This window comes from Pantoea sp. ME81, from assembly GCF_903970985.1.
Taxonomy (GTDB): domain Bacteria; phylum Pseudomonadota; class Gammaproteobacteria; order Enterobacterales; family Enterobacteriaceae; genus Pantoea; species Pantoea communis.
The window spans coordinates 1-19,280 of the sequence record NZ_CAJCKS010000056.1 but is presented as its reverse complement, the minus strand read 5'-3'; the positions used below and the strand labels follow the sequence as shown (position 1 = coordinate 19,280).

At 53.8% G+C, this 19,280-nt stretch carries 22 protein-coding genes; 18 read left to right on the top strand and 4 right to left on the bottom strand.

Annotation, left to right across the window (positions count from 1 at the left end):
* Positions 1 to 45: 45 nt before the first annotated feature.
* A complete protein-coding gene (locus tag H7A81_RS12460) occupies positions 46 to 252 on the bottom strand; it encodes a hypothetical protein (RefSeq protein WP_141399045.1) in 207 nt (68 codons plus the stop codon).
* 302 nt (positions 253 to 554) lie between these two features.
* Between H7A81_RS12460 and rluC the strand changes: the two genes are divergently transcribed.
* Complete coding sequence (gene rluC, locus H7A81_RS12455; protein ID WP_182057657.1) at positions 555 to 1,511, top strand: 23S rRNA pseudouridine(955/2504/2580) synthase RluC; 957 nt, start codon at positions 555 to 557, stop codon at positions 1,509 to 1,511.
* Positions 1,512 to 1,522: 11 nt separating this feature from the next.
* Here the strand turns inward: rluC and H7A81_RS12450 are convergent, their stop codons facing one another.
* On the bottom strand, positions 1,523 to 2,104 hold the full coding sequence (locus H7A81_RS12450) for a nucleoside triphosphate pyrophosphatase (RefSeq protein WP_182057656.1): 582 nt from the start codon (positions 2,102 to 2,104) through the stop codon (positions 1,523 to 1,525).
* A 143-nt stretch (positions 2,105 to 2,247) separates the two neighbouring features.
* Between H7A81_RS12450 and yceD the strand changes: the two genes are divergently transcribed.
* The 14 genes from yceD to ptsG all read left to right on the top strand — a co-directional run bounded on the left by yceD (position 2,248) and on the right by ptsG (position 14,476).
* Entirely contained in the window at positions 2,248 to 2,769 is a 522-nt protein-coding gene (gene yceD, locus H7A81_RS12445) for a 23S rRNA accumulation protein YceD (RefSeq protein ID WP_182057655.1), read from the top strand.
* 14 nt (positions 2,770 to 2,783) lie between these two features.
* The gene (gene rpmF, locus H7A81_RS12440; protein ID WP_007885783.1) at positions 2,784 to 2,954 is read left to right on the top strand and encodes a 50S ribosomal protein L32; all 171 of its coding nucleotides are present in this window, start codon (positions 2,784 to 2,786) and stop codon (positions 2,952 to 2,954) included.
* Positions 2,955 to 2,981: 27 nt separating this feature from the next.
* On the top strand, positions 2,982 to 4,022 hold the full coding sequence (gene plsX, locus H7A81_RS12435; protein WP_034830692.1) for a phosphate acyltransferase PlsX: 1,041 nt from the start codon (positions 2,982 to 2,984) through the stop codon (positions 4,020 to 4,022).
* Positions 4,023 to 4,976 carry a beta-ketoacyl-ACP synthase III gene (locus H7A81_RS12430; protein ID WP_034830694.1) on the top strand — a complete coding sequence of 318 codons (954 nt, stop codon included), beginning with the start codon at positions 4,023 to 4,025 and terminating at the stop codon, positions 4,974 to 4,976.
* 16 nt (positions 4,977 to 4,992) lie between these two features.
* Entirely contained in the window at positions 4,993 to 5,925 is a 933-nt protein-coding gene (fabD, locus tag H7A81_RS12425; RefSeq protein WP_182057654.1) for an ACP S-malonyltransferase, read from the top strand.
* 10 nt (positions 5,926 to 5,935) lie between these two features.
* A complete protein-coding gene (gene fabG, locus H7A81_RS12420; RefSeq protein WP_034830697.1) occupies positions 5,936 to 6,670 on the top strand; it encodes a 3-oxoacyl-ACP reductase FabG in 735 nt (244 codons plus the stop codon).
* Positions 6,671 to 6,823: 153 nt separating this feature from the next.
* The gene (acpP, locus tag H7A81_RS12415) at positions 6,824 to 7,060 is read left to right on the top strand and encodes an acyl carrier protein (RefSeq protein WP_007885774.1); all 237 of its coding nucleotides are present in this window, start codon (positions 6,824 to 6,826) and stop codon (positions 7,058 to 7,060) included.
* A gap of 86 nt (positions 7,061 to 7,146) precedes the next feature.
* Entirely contained in the window at positions 7,147 to 8,388 is a 1,242-nt protein-coding gene (gene fabF / locus H7A81_RS12410) for a beta-ketoacyl-ACP synthase II (RefSeq protein ID WP_034830699.1), read from the top strand.
* Positions 8,389 to 8,510: 122 nt separating this feature from the next.
* Positions 8,511 to 9,323 carry an aminodeoxychorismate lyase gene (gene pabC, locus H7A81_RS12405; protein WP_182057653.1) on the top strand — a complete coding sequence of 271 codons (813 nt, stop codon included), beginning with the start codon at positions 8,511 to 8,513 and terminating at the stop codon, positions 9,321 to 9,323.
* On the top strand, positions 9,320 to 10,339 hold the full coding sequence (gene mltG / locus H7A81_RS12400; RefSeq protein ID WP_182057652.1) for an endolytic transglycosylase MltG: 1,020 nt from the start codon (positions 9,320 to 9,322) through the stop codon (positions 10,337 to 10,339). The genes pabC and mltG overlap by 4 nt, the downstream gene beginning before the upstream one ends.
* On the top strand, positions 10,329 to 10,964 hold the full coding sequence (gene tmk, locus H7A81_RS12395; RefSeq protein WP_058959580.1) for a dTMP kinase: 636 nt from the start codon (positions 10,329 to 10,331) through the stop codon (positions 10,962 to 10,964). Before mltG ends, tmk begins: the two co-directional genes overlap by 11 nt.
* On the top strand, positions 10,961 to 11,950 hold the full coding sequence (gene holB / locus H7A81_RS12390) for a DNA polymerase III subunit delta' (protein WP_166931798.1): 990 nt from the start codon (positions 10,961 to 10,963) through the stop codon (positions 11,948 to 11,950). Before tmk ends, holB begins: the two co-directional genes overlap by 4 nt.
* A 17-nt stretch (positions 11,951 to 11,967) precedes the next feature.
* Positions 11,968 to 12,759 (top strand): metal-dependent hydrolase, encoded by a 792-nt coding sequence (locus H7A81_RS12385; RefSeq protein ID WP_034830707.1) that lies wholly within the window; start codon positions 11,968 to 11,970, stop codon positions 12,757 to 12,759.
* A gap of 283 nt (positions 12,760 to 13,042) precedes the next feature.
* The gene (ptsG, locus tag H7A81_RS12380; RefSeq protein ID WP_058959578.1) at positions 13,043 to 14,476 is read left to right on the top strand and encodes a PTS glucose transporter subunit IIBC; all 1,434 of its coding nucleotides are present in this window, start codon (positions 13,043 to 13,045) and stop codon (positions 14,474 to 14,476) included.
* A gap of 375 nt (positions 14,477 to 14,851) precedes the next feature.
* Here ptsG and H7A81_RS12375 read toward each other — a convergent pair whose 3' ends face one another.
* Together H7A81_RS12375 and H7A81_RS12370 are read right to left on the bottom strand one after the other, a co-directional pair.
* Positions 14,852 to 15,991, bottom strand: coding sequence for a glycoside hydrolase family 105 protein (locus H7A81_RS12375; RefSeq protein WP_166931795.1), 1,140 nt, complete (start codon positions 15,989 to 15,991; stop codon positions 14,852 to 14,854).
* The gene (locus H7A81_RS12370) at positions 15,988 to 17,592 is read right to left on the bottom strand and encodes an MFS transporter (protein WP_182057651.1); all 1,605 of its coding nucleotides are present in this window, start codon (positions 17,590 to 17,592) and stop codon (positions 15,988 to 15,990) included. Before H7A81_RS12370 ends, H7A81_RS12375 begins: the two co-directional genes overlap by 4 nt.
* 358 nt (positions 17,593 to 17,950) lie before the next feature.
* Here H7A81_RS12370 and hinT point away from each other — a divergent pair, with 358 nt between their 5' ends.
* The 3 genes from hinT to lpoB form a co-directional block, all read left to right on the top strand.
* A complete protein-coding gene (gene hinT / locus H7A81_RS12365) occupies positions 17,951 to 18,301 on the top strand; it encodes a purine nucleoside phosphoramidase (protein WP_058959575.1) in 351 nt (116 codons plus the stop codon).
* An 18-nt stretch (positions 18,302 to 18,319) separates the two neighbouring features.
* Positions 18,320 to 18,685 (top strand): YcfL family protein, encoded by a 366-nt coding sequence (locus H7A81_RS12360; protein WP_058959574.1) that lies wholly within the window; start codon positions 18,320 to 18,322, stop codon positions 18,683 to 18,685.
* A 10-nt stretch (positions 18,686 to 18,695) separates the two neighbouring features.
* The coding region (gene lpoB, locus H7A81_RS12355; protein WP_182057650.1) for a penicillin-binding protein activator LpoB at positions 18,696 to 19,280 on the top strand (585 nt) is incomplete at its 3' end.

The window sequence follows — 19,280 nt, the reverse complement described above, 5'->3', positions numbered from 1 at the left end:
TCACATGAGTGATGTAGCTGCGGGCATCGTTACCCTGGACGAGAATCAACCGATGGCCCCGTGTCTTAATGCACTGACGTCAACCTCACGGCTGTCGTCGGCTAAAGGGGCGCAAATCTTGTCGGTGGCCTGTTTTTCATAAGGAAAAACAGCGCCTGAAGGTGGAATAGCTATAGAAAATTCAGAAATCCACACATCCCAGTCTGTCGTCCAGGCTGCAACCCGCAGCCCGCTAAGTGCCTGATTTAACATTACGTCTTACGCCATTGCTGCGTGTCCGTTCAATCCGGCAAAATGACTTATTTCGCTCTTTTTTCCTCCCTGAATTTTTCCAGGGCAGAAACCCCTGCATTATTCCATTGCTCACTCACATATAGCAAGGCGACTTTTGCCGAGCTGTGAAGTTTGTGCATCCTTAACCTGTTCATTTGCAGGGCTTAACATCGCATCGGTGAAAAAGTCATCATTATGACCTTTTGTCCGCGCGACAAAGAGAGAGTTAAGCACAGAAAAAGGGGTGGCGCTATCCAGGGACACTATTTAGAATCGCCGCCATGAAAACAGAGAATCCCGGCGTACTTTATGTCGCCATTACGGCTGAAAATGCCGAACAACGTATTGATAACTTTTTGCGCACTCAGCTCAAGGGCGTGCCGAAAAGTATGATTTATCGCATCTTGCGCAAAGGCGAGGTGCGTGTGAATAAAGGACGCGTGAAACCCGAGTATAAGCTGCAGGTGGGGGATGAAGTGCGCATTCCGCCAGTGCGTGTGGCCGAGCGTGAAGAGCAGGCGGTATCACCGAAACTCGATAAGGTTGCCGCGCTGGCGAATGCCATCCTGTATGAGGACGATCATCTACTGGTGCTGAACAAGCCATCAGGTACCGCCGTACACGGGGGTAGCGGTCTTAGCTTTGGTGTGATTGAAGGTCTGCGCGCGCTGCGTCCTGAAGCCCGTTTCCTCGAACTGGTACATCGTCTTGACCGCGACACTTCCGGTATTTTGCTGGTGGCAAAAAAACGTTCTGCGCTGCGTTCGCTGCATGAGCAGTTACGTGAAAAGGGCATGCAGAAAGATTATCTGGCGCTGGTGCGCGGTGACTGGCCTTCACATTTGAAAGCGGTGCAGGCACCGTTGCTGAAAAATATTTTGCAAAGCGGTGAGCGCGTGGTGCGTGTCAGTGCGGAAGGCAAGCCCTCCGAGACCCGTTTCAAAGTGGAAGAGCGTTTTGGTTTCGCCACTCTGGTAAAAGCCAGTCCGGTGACCGGGCGCACGCACCAGATCCGTGTGCACACGCTGCATGGTGGCCATCCTATCGCTTTTGACGATCGCTATGGCGATCGGGACTTTGATCGTCAGCTCGCTTCAACGGGCCTGGCGCGGTTGTTCCTGCATGCTGCAGCGCTGACCTTTACCCATCCGAATACCGGGGAAGTCCTGCGAATGGAAGCGCCGCTGGATAATGCGCTGAAACAGTGCCTGGCGCAGTTGCGTCAGAAAAAAGCCTGATTTTCCGGGCATCAACCCAGCGCGTTGATGCCCACTTTGATCAGCATCTTATTTAACGCTATCAGCGGTAATCCAATCAGCGTATTGGGATCGCGCCCCTCCAGCCGCTCAAACAAGCAAATCCCCATACCTTCGCTTTTAAAGCTGCCCGCACAATTCAACGGCTGCTCTTTTTCCACATAGTGACGAATTTCTGCCTGACTTAAATGACGGAAATGTACGTTGAACGGTTCACAAACCACCTGCTGTTGTGCCGTTTGTGGCTGAATCAAGGCGAGCCCGGTATAAAACGTAATCACTTTGCCACTGGCCGCAGCCAGTTGCCGGCAGGCATTCTCCACCGTATGCGGTTTTCCGGTGATGTTGCCATCAAGCACGCAGACCTGATCGGAACCAATAATCCAGCTTTGTGGAAACTGAGCGGCTAGCGCCTGGGCTTTTGCCAGTGCTAAGCGTTGCACTAACTGCGGTGCGGTTTCGTTCGGTTGCGGCGTCTCGTCGCAATCGGGCGCAACGGCAATAAAAGGCAGGCCAAGCTTGCTCAGCAGGGTCTGACGGAATGGGGAAGTGGAGGCCAGAATTAACGGTGTCATGATTTTTTTTCAGAATAGATAGCGTAAAGATGACAGGCATTTTAAACTATGCGCCGCACTGGATGCGACTAACGGGTGAAAGATGCTGTAAACCGGCCTTTTTCTTTGACTCTATGACGTTACAAAGTTAATATGCGCGCCCTATGCAAAAGGTAAAATTACCCCTGACGATCGATCTGGCCCGCGCCGCGCAAAAACGCCTTGATTACCAAGGTGTGTATGCACCTGAATTGGTGGCGCGCCTGGCCGACACGGTCGTGAGTGTGGACAGTGATGTGGAATGCACCATGTCGTTTGCGATTGACAACCAGCGCTTAGCGGTTCTGCAAGGAACAGCTGATGTGCAGGTGACATTGTCGTGTCAACGCTGCAACCAGTCATTCCCGCATGCTGTCCACGTAAGCTATTGCTTCAGTCCTGTCTCTTCTGATGAGCAGGCCGAGGCACTGCCGGAAGCTTACGAGCCAGTTGATATCAATGATTTCGGCGAAATCGACTTGCTGGCAGTTATCGAAGATGAACTCATCCTCGCGCTGCCTGTAGTTCCGGTGCATGATTCTGAACACTGTGAAGTGTCCGACGCGGACATGGTATTTGGCAAGTTGCCTGAAGAGGCAGAAAAACCAAATCCCTTTGCCGTATTAGCCAGTTTAAAGCGTAAGTAATAGGAGTAAGGTCCATGGCCGTACAACAGAATAAACCAACCCGTTCTAAGCGTGGTATGCGTCGTTCGCACGATGCGCTGACCACCGCAGCTCTGTCAGTAGATAAAGTTTCTGGTGAAACTCATCTGCGTCACCATATCACTGCGGATGGTTACTACCGCGGTCGCAAGGTTATCACCAAGTAATTCTTTGCGGTTACGCAAGGCGATACCTTGACACGTTTGACCCTGGCAGTTGATGCCATGGGCGGGGATTTCGGTCCCTGCGTGACAGTGCCTGCATCCTTGCAGGCACTGGCCTCTCATACGAATCTGGTTCTTCTTCTGGTCGGTGATCCCGACATCATCTCGTCATTTCTTGCCAAAGCGGATTCCTCGTTACTGGGGCGTGTGCAGGTGATCCCTGCCGAATCGGTTATTGCAAGTGATGCCAAGCCTTCACAAGCCATTCGAAACAGCCGCGGCAGCTCGATGCGTGTGGCACTCGAGCTGGTGAAAGAGGGTAACGCGCAAGCCTGTATCAGTGCAGGCAATACCGGCGCGTTAATGGGGCTGGCTAAAATGTTATTGAAGCCGCTGGATGGCATTGAGCGTCCGGCGCTGATGACCGTTCTGCCGCATCAGCAGCAGGGTAAAACGGTGGTGCTGGATCTCGGCGCAAATGTGGAATCGGATAGCGATATGTTGGTGCAGTTTGCCATCATGGGCGCTGTCATGGCCGAGGAAGTGCTGGAAATCGATAGACCGCGTGTCGCGCTGCTCAACATTGGGCAGGAAGAGACCAAGGGGCTGGAAACGATTCGCACAGCATCTGCGGTTCTGCGGGATACGCCGCAAATCAACTATATTGGTTATCTTGAGGGGAATGATCTCCTCACCGGCAAGACGGATGTGCTGGTCTGTGATGGCTTCGTGGGAAACGTCACGCTTAAAACCATGGAAGGCGTGGTAAGAATGTTTCTTTCTCTGCTCAAGTCGTCAGAGGATGGGAAAAAACGGGCGTGGTGGTTGAAATGGGTCGGGCGCTGGCTGCAAAAGCGTCTGGCTAAACGTTTCGGCCATCTCAACCCCGACCAGTACAATGGCGCTTGTCTGTTAGGATTGCGCGGAACAGTGATCAAAAGCCACGGTGCGGCGAATCAACGTGCGTTTGCCGTGGCGATAGAGCAGGCAGAGCAGGCGGTGCGCAGGCAAGTCCCAGAGAGGATTGCGGCGCGCCTTGACGCTGTATTAGCCAGGAGTGACAAAGCGTAGATGTTTACCAAAATTATCGGTACGGGCAGCTATTTGCCTGAGCAGGTTCGCTCCAATGCGGATCTGGAAAAAATGGTGGAGACTTCGGACGAGTGGATTGTCACGCGTACCGGTATCCGTGAGCGCCGTATTGCCGCGCCAGATGAAACGGTTGCCACTATGGGCTTTGCGGCTGCACAGCGCGCGCTGGAAATGGCAGGCGTTGCGGCCAGCGATGTTGGTCTGATTATTGTGGCAACCACCTCTTCCAGCCATGCCTTCCCAAGTTCAGCGTGCATGATCCAGCAGATGCTGGAGATCAATGACTGCGCTTCTTTCGATCTGGCCGCTGCATGTGCAGGTTTCACCTATGCACTTAGCGTTGCCGATCAGTACATCAAAAACGGTGTGGTCAAACACGCGCTGGTGATCGGTGCGGACGTCTTAGCCCGCACCCTCGATCCTAACGATCGTGGCACTATCATCCTGTTTGGTGACGGCGCTGGCGCTGTGGTGCTGGGGCAAAGTGAAGAGCCCGGTATCCTGTCAACGCATCTGCATGCTGACGGTCGTTATGGCAAGCTGTTGACGCTGCCGTATCAGGATCGTGAACATCAGGATGAGCCAGCCTATCTCACGATGGCCGGTAATGAAGTCTTTAAAGTTGCTGTGACCGAGCTTGCCCATATCGTGGACGAGACGCTGCAAGCCAACAACCTTGATCGCGAAATGCTCGACTGGCTGGTGCCGCATCAGGCGAACCTGCGCATTATCAGCGCAACGGCCAGAAAGCTCGGCATGGGCATGGAAAAAGTGGTGGTGACGCTGGATCGTCATGGCAACACTTCAGCGGCTTCGGTGCCAAGTGCACTGGATGAAGCGGTACGAGATGGCCGTATCAAGCCTGGCCAACTGATTTTGCTGGAAGCCTTTGGTGGCGGTTTCACCTGGGGTTCTGCGCTGGTTCGCTTTTGATTGACAGGAACGACAGATGACACAATTTGCTTTTGTTTTCCCAGGACAGGGCTCACAGACCGTCGGCATGCTGGCCGATCTGGCTGTGGAAAACCCGCAGGTTGAGGCCACTTTCCGTGAAGCTTCTGACGCGCTGGGATATGACTTATGGCAGTTGGTACAACAAGGTCCAGCTGAAGAACTGAATAAGACCTGGCAGACGCAACCTGCGTTGCTGGCGGCCTCCGTCGCGATTTATCGCGTCTGGCAGAGCAAAAATGGCCCGCAGCCTACGCTGATGGCCGGCCATAGCCTGGGTGAATACTCTGCGCTGGTCTGTGCTGGCGTACTGAACTTTGCGGACGCAATCAAGTTAGTCGAATTACGCGGCAAACTGATGCAGGAAGCGGTTCCTGAAGGGACCGGTGCCATGCAGGCAATCATCGGGCTTGATGATGAGTCTATCCGTAAAGCGTGCGAAGAAAGCGCGCAAGGTCAGGTGGTTTCGCCGGTGAACTTCAATTCGCCAGGCCAGGTGGTTATCGCGGGTAACAAAGAAGCGGTGGAGCGTGCTGGCGCAGCCTGTAAAGCAGCGGGTGCCAAACGCGCACTGCCGTTGCCTGTGAGCGTGCCATCGCATTGCGCGTTGATGAAGCCTGCAGCAGATAAACTGGCTGTGGCACTGGAAAGCATCACTTTCAACGCACCATCTGTGCCTGTCGTCAATAACGTTGACGTCAAGTGTGAAACCGATGCCGCGGCAATCCGCAGTGCACTGGTTCGCCAGCTGTATAGCCCGGTGCGTTGGACCGAAGCTGTTGAATTTATTGCCACCCAAGGCGTTGGCCAGTTGCTGGAGATCGGTCCAGGTAAAGTCCTGACCGGTCTGACCAAACGTATTGTGGATAGCCTGACCGCTGCAGCCGTGAACGATTCTGCTTCACTCTCTGCTGCGCTTACACAGGAATAAGAGGAAAAACATGAGCTTTGAAGGTAAAGTAGCGCTGGTGACTGGCGCAAGCCGCGGCATTGGCCGTGCAATCGCGGAAACGCTGGTTGCGCGTGGTGCGAAAGTGGTGGGAACCGCCACCAGCGAAAGCGGTGCGGAAGCAATCAGTGCTTACCTCGGCGATAACGGCAAAGGTCTGCTGTTGAACGTGACCGATGCGGCCTCTATTGAGAGCGTGCTCGAGAAAGTTCGCGCTGAATTTGGCGAAGTGGACATTTTAGTCAATAATGCAGGCATTACGCGTGATAATCTGTTGATGCGCATGAAGGACGATGAGTGGGCGGATATCCTCGATACCAACCTGACATCAGTCTTCCGTCTTTCTAAGGCGGTTATGCGTGCCATGATGAAAAAACGCGTGGGCCGTATCATTACCATCGGTTCTGTAGTTGGAACCATGGGTAACGCGGGTCAAACAAACTATGCGGCAGCAAAAGCAGGTTTGATTGGCTTTAGCAAATCACTGGCGCGAGAAGTCGCGTCACGTGGCATTACCGTAAACGTCGTGGCTCCGGGCTTTATTGAGACGGACATGACGCGTGCACTGAACGAAGATCAGCGCTCGGGCATTTTGGCAGAAGTGCCGGCAGGTCGTTTAGGCGACCCGCAGGAGATTGCCAATGCTGTTGCATTCTTAGCCTCTGACGAAGCCTCTTACATCACGGGTGAGACGCTCCACGTCAATGGCGGCATGTACATGGTCTGATAATCACGAAAACATTTGCATTATCTGCGGTAAACACCGCAGAATAGCGCAAAATCGTGGTTCGACCAGCCGGGATTTTGTTGCATCTTTTTCAACATTTTATACACTACGAAAACCATCGCGAAAGCGAGTTTTGATAGGAAATTAAATAGTATGAGCGATATCGAACAACGCGTTAAGAAAATCGTAGCTGAGCAGCTGGGTGTTAAAGAAGACGAAGTGATTAACACTGCTTCTTTCGTTGAAGACCTGGGTGCAGATTCTCTTGACACCGTTGAGCTGGTAATGGCTCTGGAAGAAGAGTTTGATACTGAAATTCCAGACGAAGAAGCTGAGAAAATCACTACCGTTCAGGCAGCGATCGATTACATCAATAGCCACCAAGGCTAATGAATATCTTCAGGCGGTCACCTCGACCGCCTGAGTTTTATGTTTGCCCCACATAGCGTTATTTTTTCCCTCCCTGGAGGACGTACGTGTCTAAGCGTCGTGTAGTTGTGACTGGTCTTGGCATGTTGTCTCCTGTCGGCAATACCGTAGAGTCTACCTGGAGTGCTCTCCTTGCCGGTCAGAGCGGCATCAGCCTGATCGACCATTTTGATACTAGTGCCTACGCAACACGCTTTGCGGGCTTAGTAAGAGATTTTAATTGCGATGAATTCATCTCGCGCAAAGATCAGCGTAAGATGGATGACTTCATCCAATACGGCATTGTGGCTGGTATTCAGGCTATGGCGGACTCCGGTCTGGTCGTGACTGATGAGAATGCCGGCCGCATCGGCGCAGCTATCGGTTCCGGCATCGGCGGACTGGGTTTAATTGAAGACAACCACAGTTCACTGGTTAACGGCGGTCCGCGCAAAATCAGCCCGTTCTTTGTTCCTTCTACCATTGTTAACATGGTGGCAGGTCACCTGACCATCATGTACGGTCTGAAAGGTCCAAGCATTTCTATTGCAACCGCTTGTACTTCAGGCGTGCACAACATTGGTCATGCTGCGCGTATCATTGCGTACAACGACGCCGATGTCATGCTGGCCGGTGGTGCTGAAAAAGCCAGTACCCCGCTGGGTGTGGGTGGCTTTGGTGCTGCACGTGCACTCTCAACCAATAACGATAATCCGCAGGCGGCAAGCCGTCCGTGGGATAAAGACCGTGATGGTTTCGTATTGGGCGATGGTGCAGGCATTGTGGTGCTGGAAGAGTACGAGCATGCGAAAAAGCGCGGTGCGAAAATTTATGCTGAAATCATCGGTTTCGGCATGAGCAGCGATGCTTACCACATGACGTCTCCACCGGAGGACGGTTCAGGTGCTGCAGCCGCGATGGTGAATGCATTGCGTGACGCGCAGCTGAATGCTGAACAGATTGGCTACGTCAACGCGCATGGCACCTCAACGCCAGCGGGTGACAAAGCTGAAGCTCAGGCGGTCAAGTCTGTATTTGGTGCAGCGGCTCACAGCGTGATGGTGAGTTCTACCAAATCCATGACTGGGCACCTGCTGGGTGCAGCAGGCGCGGTAGAAGCGATTTATTCGATTCTGGCGCTGCGCGACCAGGCGGTTCCGCCAACCATCAACCTGGATAACCCAGATGAAGGTTGTGACCTCGACTTCGTGCCGCATACAGCACGTCAGGTGAGCGGACTGGAGTACACGCTGTGTAACTCCTTTGGATTTGGCGGCACCAACGGCTCGCTGATCTTCCGCAAGGTCTAAGTTTTACCCAGCCAAACAGAGGCCCGCAATGCGGGCCTTTTTTATATTTTGTCACGCAGTGGCGTGGATTCTTACCGCTGTCAGTGGTATTCAGACTGGCAGGGTAGCCAAAGGTGAGCGGTATGTGGATAAACGGCGTAGAGCAGTTCGAACTTTCTGCGCGCGATCGCGCGGTGCAGTTTGGTGATGGCTGTTTTACCACTGCTGCGGTAGTGGCAGGCAAGATACAACTGCTGAACGCCCATTTGCAGCGATTGCAGGAAGGCTGTGAGCGTTTATTCATTCCCTTACCGGATATGGCGCAGCTGGCCGAGGAGATGCAGCATGCCGCCAAGGGTCAAACCCAGTCCGTTTTAAAAGTGATTCTGACGCCAGGCGTCGGTGGACGGGGATATAGCCGAACCGGTTGCACAACCCCGACGCGCATCCTCTCCCTTTCTCCGTGGCCGCAACACTACACCACTTTGCAGCAGCAGGGTGCAGCGCTCATAACCAGCCCAGTGAGACTGGCGCGCAATCCACTGCTCGCCGGCCTCAAACATCTTAACCGACTGGAACAGGTGCTGATCCGTCAGCAGCTTGACCACACCGATGCTGATGAGGCGCTGGTGCTTGACACTGCAGGGACGGTGGTGGAATGCTGTGCGGCCAATTTATTCTGGCGCAAAGGTGATCAGGTTTTCACGCCGCGTCTTGAGCAAGCGGGTGTCGATGGCATTATGCGCCGTTATCTGATAGCGCAGATAGCGTCGGAAGGCCAGGCTTGTCAGTTGATTGAAGGAAGCAGGGAGGATGTGCTGAACGCCGATGAAGTGGTGATCTGCAATGCCCTGATGCCGGTTTTACCTGTGCGGAAAATTGACGATGTATCGTTCACCGCACGCACGCTGTACCAGCAGCTGTATAACAGTTGCCAGAAGATGGAAGCATCATGACCCGAATGAAAAAAATACTCGCCAGCGCTGTGGTGATTGCCGGCCTCGCGGCGGCATTGAGTTATTGGCAGATTGAACGTTTTGCCGATACCCCTTTGACCATTAATCAGGAAACGATCTACACATTGCCCGCGGGTAGTGGTCGGGTCGTGCTGGAAGCGCAACTGGAAAGCCAGCACATCATTCCGGAAAGTATCTGGTTTGGGCCGCTTTTGAAACTTGAGCCTGAACTCGCGAAGTTCAAAGCCGGAACCTACCGACTGGAAAGCAATATGACGGTAAGACAGCTGTTGCAGTTACTGGCCAGCGGTAAAGAAGCGCAATTTCCGGTACGGTTTGTCGAGGGCTCACGCCTGAAGGAGTGGTTGGCCGAACTGCGTCAAGCGCCCTATATCAAACATACGCTAACTGACGATCAGTTTGCGACTGTCGCCGCTGCGCTGAAAATGGATGCAAATCAGCTTGAGGGCGCTTTCTATCCCGACACTTATTTGTATACAGCTAACACCAGTGATATATCGCTGCTGGAGCGGGCACACACGCGCATGAATAAACTGGTGGATGAGATCTGGCAGGGGCGGATGGACAATCTGCCCTATAAAAATGAGCAAGATCTGGTCACCATGGCCTCGATTATCGAAAAAGAGACCGGCGTGACGGAAGAGCGCGCGCGCGTTGCCTCGGTATTTATTAATCGCTTGCGCACCGGCATGAAGCTGCAAACCGACCCTACCGTGATTTACGGTATGGGTGATAACTACACCGGTACGATTACGCGTAAAGACCTCGAAACGCCGACCGATTACAATACCTACACGATTAGCGGATTGCCGCCAGGTCCTATCGCGATGCCAGGCCGAGCCTCGCTGGAAGCGGCGGCGCATCCAGAAAAAACCAACTATCTCTATTTTGTCGCGGATGGCAAAGGCGGACATACCTTTACCACCAATCTCGCCAGCCATAATAAAGCGGTGCAGGTCTATCGGCTGGCTATGAAGGAAAAAAATGAAAAGTAAGTTTATCGTCATTGAAGGCCTTGAAGGCGCGGGCAAAACCACTGCGCGTGATGCCATTGTGGCGGTGCTGCATGAGCAGGGAATCGACGATGTGGTATTCACCCGTGAGCCTGGCGGCACGCCGCTGGCAGAACAATTACGCGTGCTGGTGAAGCAGGGAATTGATGGCGAACAGGTGACTGACAAAGCCGAACTGCTGATGCTGTATGCCGCCCGTGTTCAATTGGTCGAGAACGTGATTAAGCCTGCGTTAGCGCGTGGCGCCTGGGTGGTTGGTGACCGTCACGACCTCTCATCCCAGGCTTACCAGGGCGGTGGCCGTGGCCTGGATACGCAGTTGATGACCACCCTGCGCGATGCGGTATTGGGCGACTTCCGTCCGGACTTGACCCTCTACCTGGATGTGACACCGGAAATTGGCCTGCAACGCGCGCGTGCTCGCGGGGAACTCGATCGTATTGAGCAAGAATCACTGCGTTTCTTTGAACGCACACGTGACCGTTATCTGGCGTTGGCTGCCAGCGATGACACCATTTTAACCATTGATGCCACACAAAATATTGCAGAAGTGACATCGTCACTTAAATCAGCGCTACAAAAATGGCTGGCAGGTCAGGCGGCATGAACTGGTATCCGTGGCTGAATCAGCCCTATCGGCAGATTATCAGCCGTCATCAAAGCGGTCAGGCACACCATGCCTTGCTGATACAGGCCATTAATGGCATGGGTGACGATGCGTTAGTGTGGGGTGTTAGCCGCTGGTTAATGTGCCAACATCCGGAAGGCTTGAAGAGCTGCGGCCATTGCCACGGCTGCCAGCTGATGCAGGCGCAGACGCATCCTGACTGGTATCGTCTGGAAGCAGAAAAAGGCAAATCTTCACTCGGTATTGATGCGGTACGTGACGTCACCGAGAAGCTCTACCATTTTGCTCAGCAGGGCGGAGCAAAGATTGTCTGGTTGCCCGATGCGGCGCAGCTCACTGAAGCCGCCGCCAATGCGTTGTTGAAAACGTTGGAAGAGCCTCCTGCCAACTGCTGGTTTTTCCTCAGCGTCCGTGAGCCATCACGTTTGCTGGCAACCTTGCGCAGCCGCTGCATGACATGGCATCTTTCCCCGCCGGAAGAGCTGCCCAGTTTGCAATGGCTGCAGAAACAGCTGCCGCAATCCGAGCCAGTACTGCGAGCCGCTCTGCGCTTGAGCAATGGCGCACCTGCTGCTGCGTTGACCCTGCTGCAGCCTGAGCGCTGGCAGGCACGTGAGAAGCTGTGTGAAACTTTGCTCAGCGCGTTGAACAGCGATGTACTGCAACTGCTGCCCGCGCTGAACAGCGACGATGTGGCAGAGCGCCTCAGCTGGCTGATTTCATTACTGGTGGATGCCATGAAAGTGCAGCAGGGTGCCAGCAACTGGTTAAGCAACGGCGACCATCCTGAGGTCGTATCGCAACTGGCTCAGCAGCTTAACAGCAGTGCGCTCAACGCCAGCGCCCAGCAGTGGATGCAGTGTCGTGAGCAACTGTTGCATGTCGCCGCCCTGAACCGTGAACTGATTTTGACCGATCGCCTGTTAGCCTGGGGACGCTTAATGTCGCCCACGGCGGTCAGCTAAGCGTAAAAGAGAGAAGTATGTTTATTGTTGATTCGCACTGCCATCTTGATGGCCTGGATTATGAGAAGCAGCATCGCGATCTGGACGATGTGATCGCCAAAGCCGCCGCGCGTGACGTGAAGTTTATGCTGGCGATTGCCACCACGCTGCCGGATTACTACAAGATCAAGCAACTGGTCGGCGACAGGGAAAACATCGCCCTGGCGTGCGGCGTGCATCCGTTAAATCAGGAAGCACCGTACGATGTCGAAGAGTTTCGTCGACTGGCAGCTGAAGAGCAGGTGATTGCACTGGGCGAAACCGGGCTGGATTACTTCTATCAGCAGGAGACCAAAGCGCAGCAGCAAGCCTCGTTCCGTGAACACATCCGTACAGGCATCGCGCTGAATAAGCCGATCATCGTACATACCCGTGATGCACGTGAAGACACGCTGGCAATCCTGCGTGAAGAGCAGGTGGAAAAATGTGGTGGCGTTCTGCACTGCTTTACTGAAGATAAAGAGACTGCGGCGCAGTTGCTGGATATGGGCTTTTATATCTCCTTCTCCGGCATTTTGACCTTCCGCAATGCTGAGCAGATTCGTGATGCCGCGCGTTATGTGCCGCTGGATCGCATGCTGGTCGAGACTGACTCGCCGTATCTGGCACCGGTTCCGCATCGTGGCAAAGAAAATCAGCCAGCTTTTACGCGCGATGTCGCGGATTATATGGCTGTGCTGAAGGGTGTGGATATCGAAACGCTGGCTGCAGCGACCACAGAAAACTTCTCGCGTCTGTTCCATGTCCCAATGAGCCGACTCGGCGGCTAATCCGCTTTATTTTAAACTCTGTAATAATTCTATAATCACTGACCTGTGCGGCATATAACGCGGCACGGGCAGTGATTTATTGCTGTTTCTCCAGGCAATTCAGTCAAAAACAACAGAAAGCAAGCGTTCGTCTTGAGCGAAACGTGATAGCCGTCAAAGTAACAAATATCGATTTATTTTACCCTTCGTAATAAATCAAAAGACGCTCAGCGTCACCCCGGTGAAGGATCCTCCCCCTTTGCCAGCGCACTGCGCAAATATGCACTCATACTCAGGAGCTTTTATGTTCAAGAACGCATTTGCGAACCTGCAAAAAGTAGGTAAATCGCTAATGTTGCCGGTATCGGTTTTGCCGATTGCCGGTATTTTATTAGGTGTTGGTTCGGCTAACTTCAGCTGGTTGCCTGCTGTCGTTTCACATGTCATGGCGGAGGCGGGCGGTTCCGTGTTCGCCAACATGCCGCTGATCTTTGCGATTGGCGTGGCGCTCGGTTTTACCAATAACGATGGCGTATCGGCGCTGGCTTCCGTGGTGGCTTACGGCATCATGGTGAAAACCATGGCGGTGGTTGCACCACTGGTGTTGCACTTACCGCCAGCGGAAATTGAGGCCAAACACCTTGCCGATACCGGGGTGCTGGGCGGGATCATTGCCGGTTCAATCGCCGCGTATATGTTTAACCGTTTTTATCGCATCAAGCTGCCTGAATATCTTGGCTTCTTCGCCGGTAAGCGTTTTGTGCCGATCATTTCCGGTCTGACCGCGATTTTCACTGGTATCGTGTTGTCCTTTATCTGGCCACCGATTGGTACCGCGATTCAGGATTTCTCCCAGTGGGCAGCCTATCAGAACCCGGTGGTGGCGTTCGGCATTTACGGTGTCGTTGAGCGTTCGCTGGTGCCGTTTGGTCTGCACCATATCTGGAACGTGCCTTTCCAGATGCAGATTGGTGAGTTCACCAACGCCGCAGGCCAGGTGTTCCACGGTGATATCCCACGCTATATGGCGGGCGATCCAACCGCAGGTAAACTCTCTGGCGGCTTCCTGTTCAAAATGTACGGTCTGCCTGCGGCCGCGATTGCTATCTGGCACTCGGCTAAGCCGGAAAACCGCGCCAAAGTGGGCGGCATTATGATTTCCGCCGCGCTGACCTCGTTCCTGACCGGTATCACCGAACCGATTGAATTTTCGTTTATGTTCGTGGCGCCGATTCTGTATGTCATCCATGCGATTCTGGCGGGTCTGGCATTCCCAATCTGTATTCTGCTGGGCATGCGTGATGGCACCAGCTTCTCACACGGTCTGATTGACTTTGTGGTGCTGAGCGGTAACAGCAGCAAGATCTGGTTGTTCCCGATTGTCGGTATCATTTACGGCCTGATTTATTACACCGTTTTCCGTGTGCTGATTGTGAAATTGAATCTGAAAACACCTGGACGTGAGGACACTGCAATGGAGCAGAGCAGCGCTACCGGTAGCGAGATGGCAGGCAAACTGGTGACTGCATTTGGTGGTAAAGAGAACATTACCAATCTTGATGCCTGTATTACGCGTCTGCGTGTGAGTGTCGCGGATGTGGCAAAAGTGAATCAAACTGAACTGAAAAACCTCGGCGCGCGTGGCGTGGTGGTGGCCGGTTCCGGTGTTCAGGCGATTTTCGGGACCAAGTCCGATAACCTGAAAACTGAGATGGATGATTATATTCGTAATATGTAAAGGCTTGGGGTTGGGCTCGGTCTGAGGCTGAGGCTGAGGCTGAGGCTGAGGTCAAGGTCAAAGGCAGAGGCCGAGCCTGTGCGATGAAGCGGCGGCAGATCGTAAAGACGCCATAAACCATCCCTGGGGCTCGGCCCGCGACATCCCTGTCGCGGGACGCTTTACTCCTCTGCCGCCGCTCCCTCGCACCTCACCTTAGGTGCGGTATTGGATAAAACCCCGTTTTTCATTGGACTGTACTGACGCATCGCCAGAAATTAGGGTATCGGTGTTAGCGGTATTGGGTGGTCACGCTATGTTTCACTGCCCATGGTTGCTGGCTCGGAATGCTTTATACGTCTGCCGCCGTTTTCTCCCACTTCAACGTGAATGCGATTACAGATAAACCCGCAAATACTCTGTCAGGCATAGCAACGCCATCGCCTGACCATAGGGCATCGACGTCAGCGGTACCTGGCGGTAATACTCCAAATCGCTGCCCATTGCGGTGCCAAACGACACCTGTTTTAACTCCCCGTCTTCATCAATATTGGCGATCACGCCACGCAAGGCTTTTTCCGCCATAGGGCGATACTCGTCAGACAAATACCGTTTACGCACCGCTTTGAGAATTCCATAAGCGAATCCCGCCGTGGCAGACGCTTCCGGATAGCTTTGTGGATCGTCGAGCAGGGTATGCCAGAGACCGCTGCTGTGCTGACAAGCGGCTAATGCCTTGACCTGACTGGCCAATACCTGCTGAAGGAAACGACGCGTGGCATGTTGTTCCGGCCAGTTCATCATTTCGAGGAAATCCGGGATCACGATGGTCAGCCAACTATTGCCGCGTGCCCAGCGGGCATTAGCAAAATTGTGTCGGCCATCGAAGGTCCAGCCGTGGAACCACAAACCGGTTTGACGATCCATCAGGTATTGAGTGTGGATCAGGAATTGATAGCTGGCTTCTTCAACAAACTCCGGGCGATCGAGTAACTGGCCGATCTTCGCCAGCGCCATCACGCTCATCATTAAGGTGTCGTCCCACAGCTGCTGGGTATTTTCGTTGTTGTAAACGATGTGCTGCAGACCGCCTTGCTCAGTGCGCGGCATTTCATACATCACCCACTCAGCCCAGCGTTCCAGCACCGGCCGCCATGCTGCATGACCGGTCTCTTCATAACGATAAGCCAGCGTCAGGAACGGGCATACCGTGTTCACGTTCTTTGTCGGTGTGCCTTCTGCTAAGCGCGCGCTAAACCAGTCATCGATAATCTTCAGGGTTGCCTGATCGCCCGTCTGCTGGGTGTAATGCAGCATGCCATACAGCCCGATGCCGTGCGTCCATTCCCAGCCAGCCCAACCCTTAGTGTCAATGACGCGGCCATCATCCAGCCGCAGCAAAAACTCGCCGCTGTGATCGGTGATATTGACCAGATTGTCAGTGAGTTTGTGGATGAGTTGCACTAATTCACTGCGTGGCAACAGGTATTCAGGCTGGCGCAACAAGGCGCTGTGTTTTACAGGAAATACAGTCATGGTTCATTCCTATCGTTAATCAGGGTAGGGAGAGAGTGAAGCGTGCCGCGATGCGTGGATAGCGCGAGCGCTGCGGGCTTGTTACGGTTGAGGTAACCGACGTTGTTGTTGCCCCATAAGTTTTCATACGGCATACCCGCCAGGGTTTCGACGATGGTGCGCGCCTGCGGTGTAATACGTTCCGGGACCACACGGCCCGCTTCACGCATCTTCAGCGTCTCTTCGCGCAGAACAGTGTGGGTATGCAGATTCAGTTTGAAGCGCAGCGACACAATAAAGCCGCAGATCAGCACGCCAACGGTGCCGACGCTGAGGATCAGCAGAATGGCATGGCTCACCGCAGGAGCCTGTTCAGTTTTACCGGAGGTAAAACCGGCCAACTGCAGCAGGATGCCAACGATCATCACGGCACCGGCCTGCGAGGCTTTACGCGTCAATGTCATGATCCCGGCGAATATGCCTTCACGTCGCTGTCCGGTGATCACTTCATCGACATCGGCGATATAGGTGTAGGTATTCCACGGCACGTAGTTGATGCCGCCACGTCCTAAACCGGCGAAGGCCGAGATCAGCACTAACAGCGCGAAGTTATCGTTCATCCCGCTGTACCACAGTCCAGCGTAGGAGAGGGCGCTGAGGCCAAACAGCATCACCACCAGACGATAGGCTGGGGCCGGTCCGAGGCGTATACACAGCGGGATCATTGCCATCACCGCTATAAATTGCAGCACCGCCATCGTTCCCATCAGGCTGGAAGCGATTTGCGCGCTCTGCATCAGTACAAACACCACGTACCAGGTAAATACCGCATTAAACACGTCCTGAGCGATGTAACCGCCCAGATACATGCCAAGATGCTGGCGAAAGATACGGATGCGCAGCGTGGAGGCGAGCTCGATATACAGTCGTTTCAGGCTTTGGAACAGCGAGAGTTGCGTCTTTTCTTCTTCAGCCCGACGTGACTCGGCGGAAAAATCCTCCGGTGCGCGTTCCCAGGTGAAGCGCCACACCAGGAATAGCACCAGCGCACAGATGACCGAGAACACCAGGCTGGCATAAAAGAAGGAGATGGGATTCTCTTTGCCAAACCAGCCAATCAGGATGCCTGGCAGGAAGGCGGCCAGAATCGATGAAAGTTGTGCCAGCGCGATACGCGCGCCGGAGAAGCGGGTCTTTTGTTTAAAGTCGTCGGTCATCTCCGGCACCAGCGTTTCGTACGGCACCAGAATCATGGTGTAGACCATATCGAACAGCAGATAGGTCAGCAGATACCACCAGAAACTCATGTCGCCGATCCACATCAGGGTATAGCTGAAAACACACGGAATACCGAGCAGGATAAAGAACTTGCGGCGACCGAAGCGCTTGCCAAGCCCGGTGGATCCGAAGTTATCGGTGAGAAAACCCATCAGCGGGCTGACGACCGCATCCAGCACGCGGGCTGCAGCAAAAATAAAGGTGGCTTCAATCGGCGAAAGCCCGCAGAAGGTGGTGTAGAAATAGAGTAACCAGGCAGCGGTGAGCGCCGTGGTGCCGGCGCCGAGGAAATCCCCGGAACCGTAAGCCAGATAATGGCCCAGACTAATTTTACGAGACTGCATGGCAGGTTCTCCTTGAAATTGACGGATGACACATCCCTCATTACTCCGTACTGCTTGCCCGGATTGGATAGAAAGTAGAGCGCGGTGCAGCGGCAAACCTTCGCGATTTGGCAAGGCCTGATGGTTTTGTGGCAAAAACACAAAGAAACTGGCGTGATAACTCTAATTTATAAAACAGTGTTTCATTTTGGTGATCTGCGATGGCGTAAATTTGAGAGGGAGAGCACAGCAATGCTGTCTGGGAGATGAAATGGCGTAAAGGCAGCCATTTAACAGAAGAAAAGTGGTACTGAGGTTGAAAGCAAACGAATTCCTCGCGCATACTGCCTGACTGAACTCAGGCTTAAGGAAATGCACCATGGCTGAAGAAACCATTTTCAGTAAAATCATTCGTCGCGAAATCCCCGCCGATGTGGTTTATCAGGACGAACTGGTCACCGCCTTCCGCGACATCGCGCCTAAAGCGCCAACGCACATTCTGATTATCCCTAATGTATTGATTCCCACCGCCAATGACGTGCAGGAAGCACACGAGCATGCGTTGGGCCGTATGATTACCGTGGCGGCGAAAATCGCGAAACAGGAAGGGATTGCCGAGGATGGCTATCGTCTGATCATGAACTGTAATCAGCATGGTGGTCAGGAGGTTTATCATATTCATATGCACCTGGTCGGCGGTCAGCCGCTGGGTCCGATGCTGTCTATCTAACCTCAGGCGGACCTTGTGATGCGTCAATGGCTGAGTGGCCTGCTGTTGCTGACCCTTGTCGGGTGCAGCAGTGACAAACCGATGATCAACACCTCGCAATCGCTGGTAATGGAATCTTCCGTGCTCTCTGCGGGCATCATCACCGATGAACCCACGCTGGCCAGCCGTGATGGGCAGATGCGTGCCTCAAGTGTGCTCTATAATCAGCGGGAAACGCCGGTGACCGTTCACTATCGTTTTTATTGGTACGACGAGAAGGGGCTGGAGATAACACCGGAAGAGCCGGCTCAAACTCAAATCGTCCCGGCGCATGGCAGCACAGAAGTTGTCTCGCAAATCGGTAACCTGACCGCCAGTAAGGTGCGTCTCTATCTTTATCTCTGAGGAGTAACCTGTGATTCGCAGTGTAAAACGTTCCAGCGCGCTGTTATTTGCGTTGATGCTCACCGGTTGTGTGGTGAAACAGCAAACCCCAGCGCCGGTTGAACCGACCCAGCCGACGACGCCAACTCAACCGGAGCAGCCTCCTGTGCAGCCGGTACCGCCGCCGGAAACGGTGCCGCAGCCGCCAAAACTCAAAACCATTAACTGGAATGCCAGCGTGCAGCCGTTAGTGGGGAACATGGTGCAGTCTGCCGGTGTGAATCCAGGCAGCGTGCTGCTGGTGGATCGCATCAAGAACAGCACCAACGGTTCGTTGCAGAGTGATAAAGCCACCGATGCGATTCAGAATGCGCTGGCGAACAACGGCAAATTCACTTTGGTAACGCCAGAACAGCTGGCACAGGCAAAACAGACTTTGGGCTTGTCAGCCGATGACAGCCTCAATTCGCGCAGCAAAGCCATTGGCCTGGCACGTAATGTCAACGCGCAGTATGTGCTTTACAGCAGTGCACAGGGCGATGTGAAAGCGCCAACGCTGCAGATGCAGCTGATGCTGGTGCAGACCGGTGAAATTATCTGGTCAGGCAATGGTATT

Excerpts from the sequence above, each read along its gene's own strand:
- H7A81_RS12460 (WP_141399045.1), bottom strand. The coding sequence starts at position 252 with ATGTTAAATCAGGCACTTAGCGGGCTGCGGGTTGCAGCCTGGACGACA.
- H7A81_RS12360 (WP_058959574.1), top strand. The coding sequence starts at position 18,320 with ATGCGTCAATGGCTGAGTGGCCTGCTGTTGCTGACCCTTGTCGGGTGC.
- H7A81_RS12370 (WP_182057651.1), bottom strand. The coding sequence starts at position 17,592 with ATGCAGTCTCGTAAAATTAGTCTGGGCCATTATCTGGCTTACGGTTCC.
- fabG (WP_034830697.1), top strand. The coding sequence starts at position 5,936 with ATGAGCTTTGAAGGTAAAGTAGCGCTGGTGACTGGCGCAAGCCGCGGC.
- H7A81_RS12375 (WP_166931795.1), bottom strand. The coding sequence starts at position 15,991 with ATGACTGTATTTCCTGTAAAACACAGCGCCTTGTTGCGCCAGCCTGAA.
- pabC (WP_182057653.1), top strand. The coding sequence starts at position 8,511 with ATGTGGATAAACGGCGTAGAGCAGTTCGAACTTTCTGCGCGCGATCGC.
- tmk (WP_058959580.1), top strand. The coding sequence starts at position 10,329 with ATGAAAAGTAAGTTTATCGTCATTGAAGGCCTTGAAGGCGCGGGCAAA.
- rluC (WP_182057657.1), top strand. The coding sequence starts at position 555 with ATGAAAACAGAGAATCCCGGCGTACTTTATGTCGCCATTACGGCTGAA.
- H7A81_RS12385 (WP_034830707.1), top strand. The coding sequence starts at position 11,968 with ATGTTTATTGTTGATTCGCACTGCCATCTTGATGGCCTGGATTATGAG.
- yceD (WP_182057655.1), top strand. The coding sequence starts at position 2,248 with ATGCAAAAGGTAAAATTACCCCTGACGATCGATCTGGCCCGCGCCGCG.
- ptsG (WP_058959578.1), top strand. The coding sequence starts at position 13,043 with ATGTTCAAGAACGCATTTGCGAACCTGCAAAAAGTAGGTAAATCGCTA.
- H7A81_RS12450 (WP_182057656.1), bottom strand. The coding sequence starts at position 2,104 with ATGACACCGTTAATTCTGGCCTCCACTTCCCCATTCCGTCAGACCCTG.
- H7A81_RS12430 (WP_034830694.1), top strand. The coding sequence starts at position 4,023 with ATGTTTACCAAAATTATCGGTACGGGCAGCTATTTGCCTGAGCAGGTT.
- acpP (WP_007885774.1), top strand. The coding sequence starts at position 6,824 with ATGAGCGATATCGAACAACGCGTTAAGAAAATCGTAGCTGAGCAGCTG.
- mltG (WP_182057652.1), top strand. The coding sequence starts at position 9,320 with ATGACCCGAATGAAAAAAATACTCGCCAGCGCTGTGGTGATTGCCGGC.
- fabD (WP_182057654.1), top strand. The coding sequence starts at position 4,993 with ATGACACAATTTGCTTTTGTTTTCCCAGGACAGGGCTCACAGACCGTC.
- rpmF (WP_007885783.1), top strand. The coding sequence starts at position 2,784 with ATGGCCGTACAACAGAATAAACCAACCCGTTCTAAGCGTGGTATGCGT.
- holB (WP_166931798.1), top strand. The coding sequence starts at position 10,961 with ATGAACTGGTATCCGTGGCTGAATCAGCCCTATCGGCAGATTATCAGC.
- hinT (WP_058959575.1), top strand. The coding sequence starts at position 17,951 with ATGGCTGAAGAAACCATTTTCAGTAAAATCATTCGTCGCGAAATCCCC.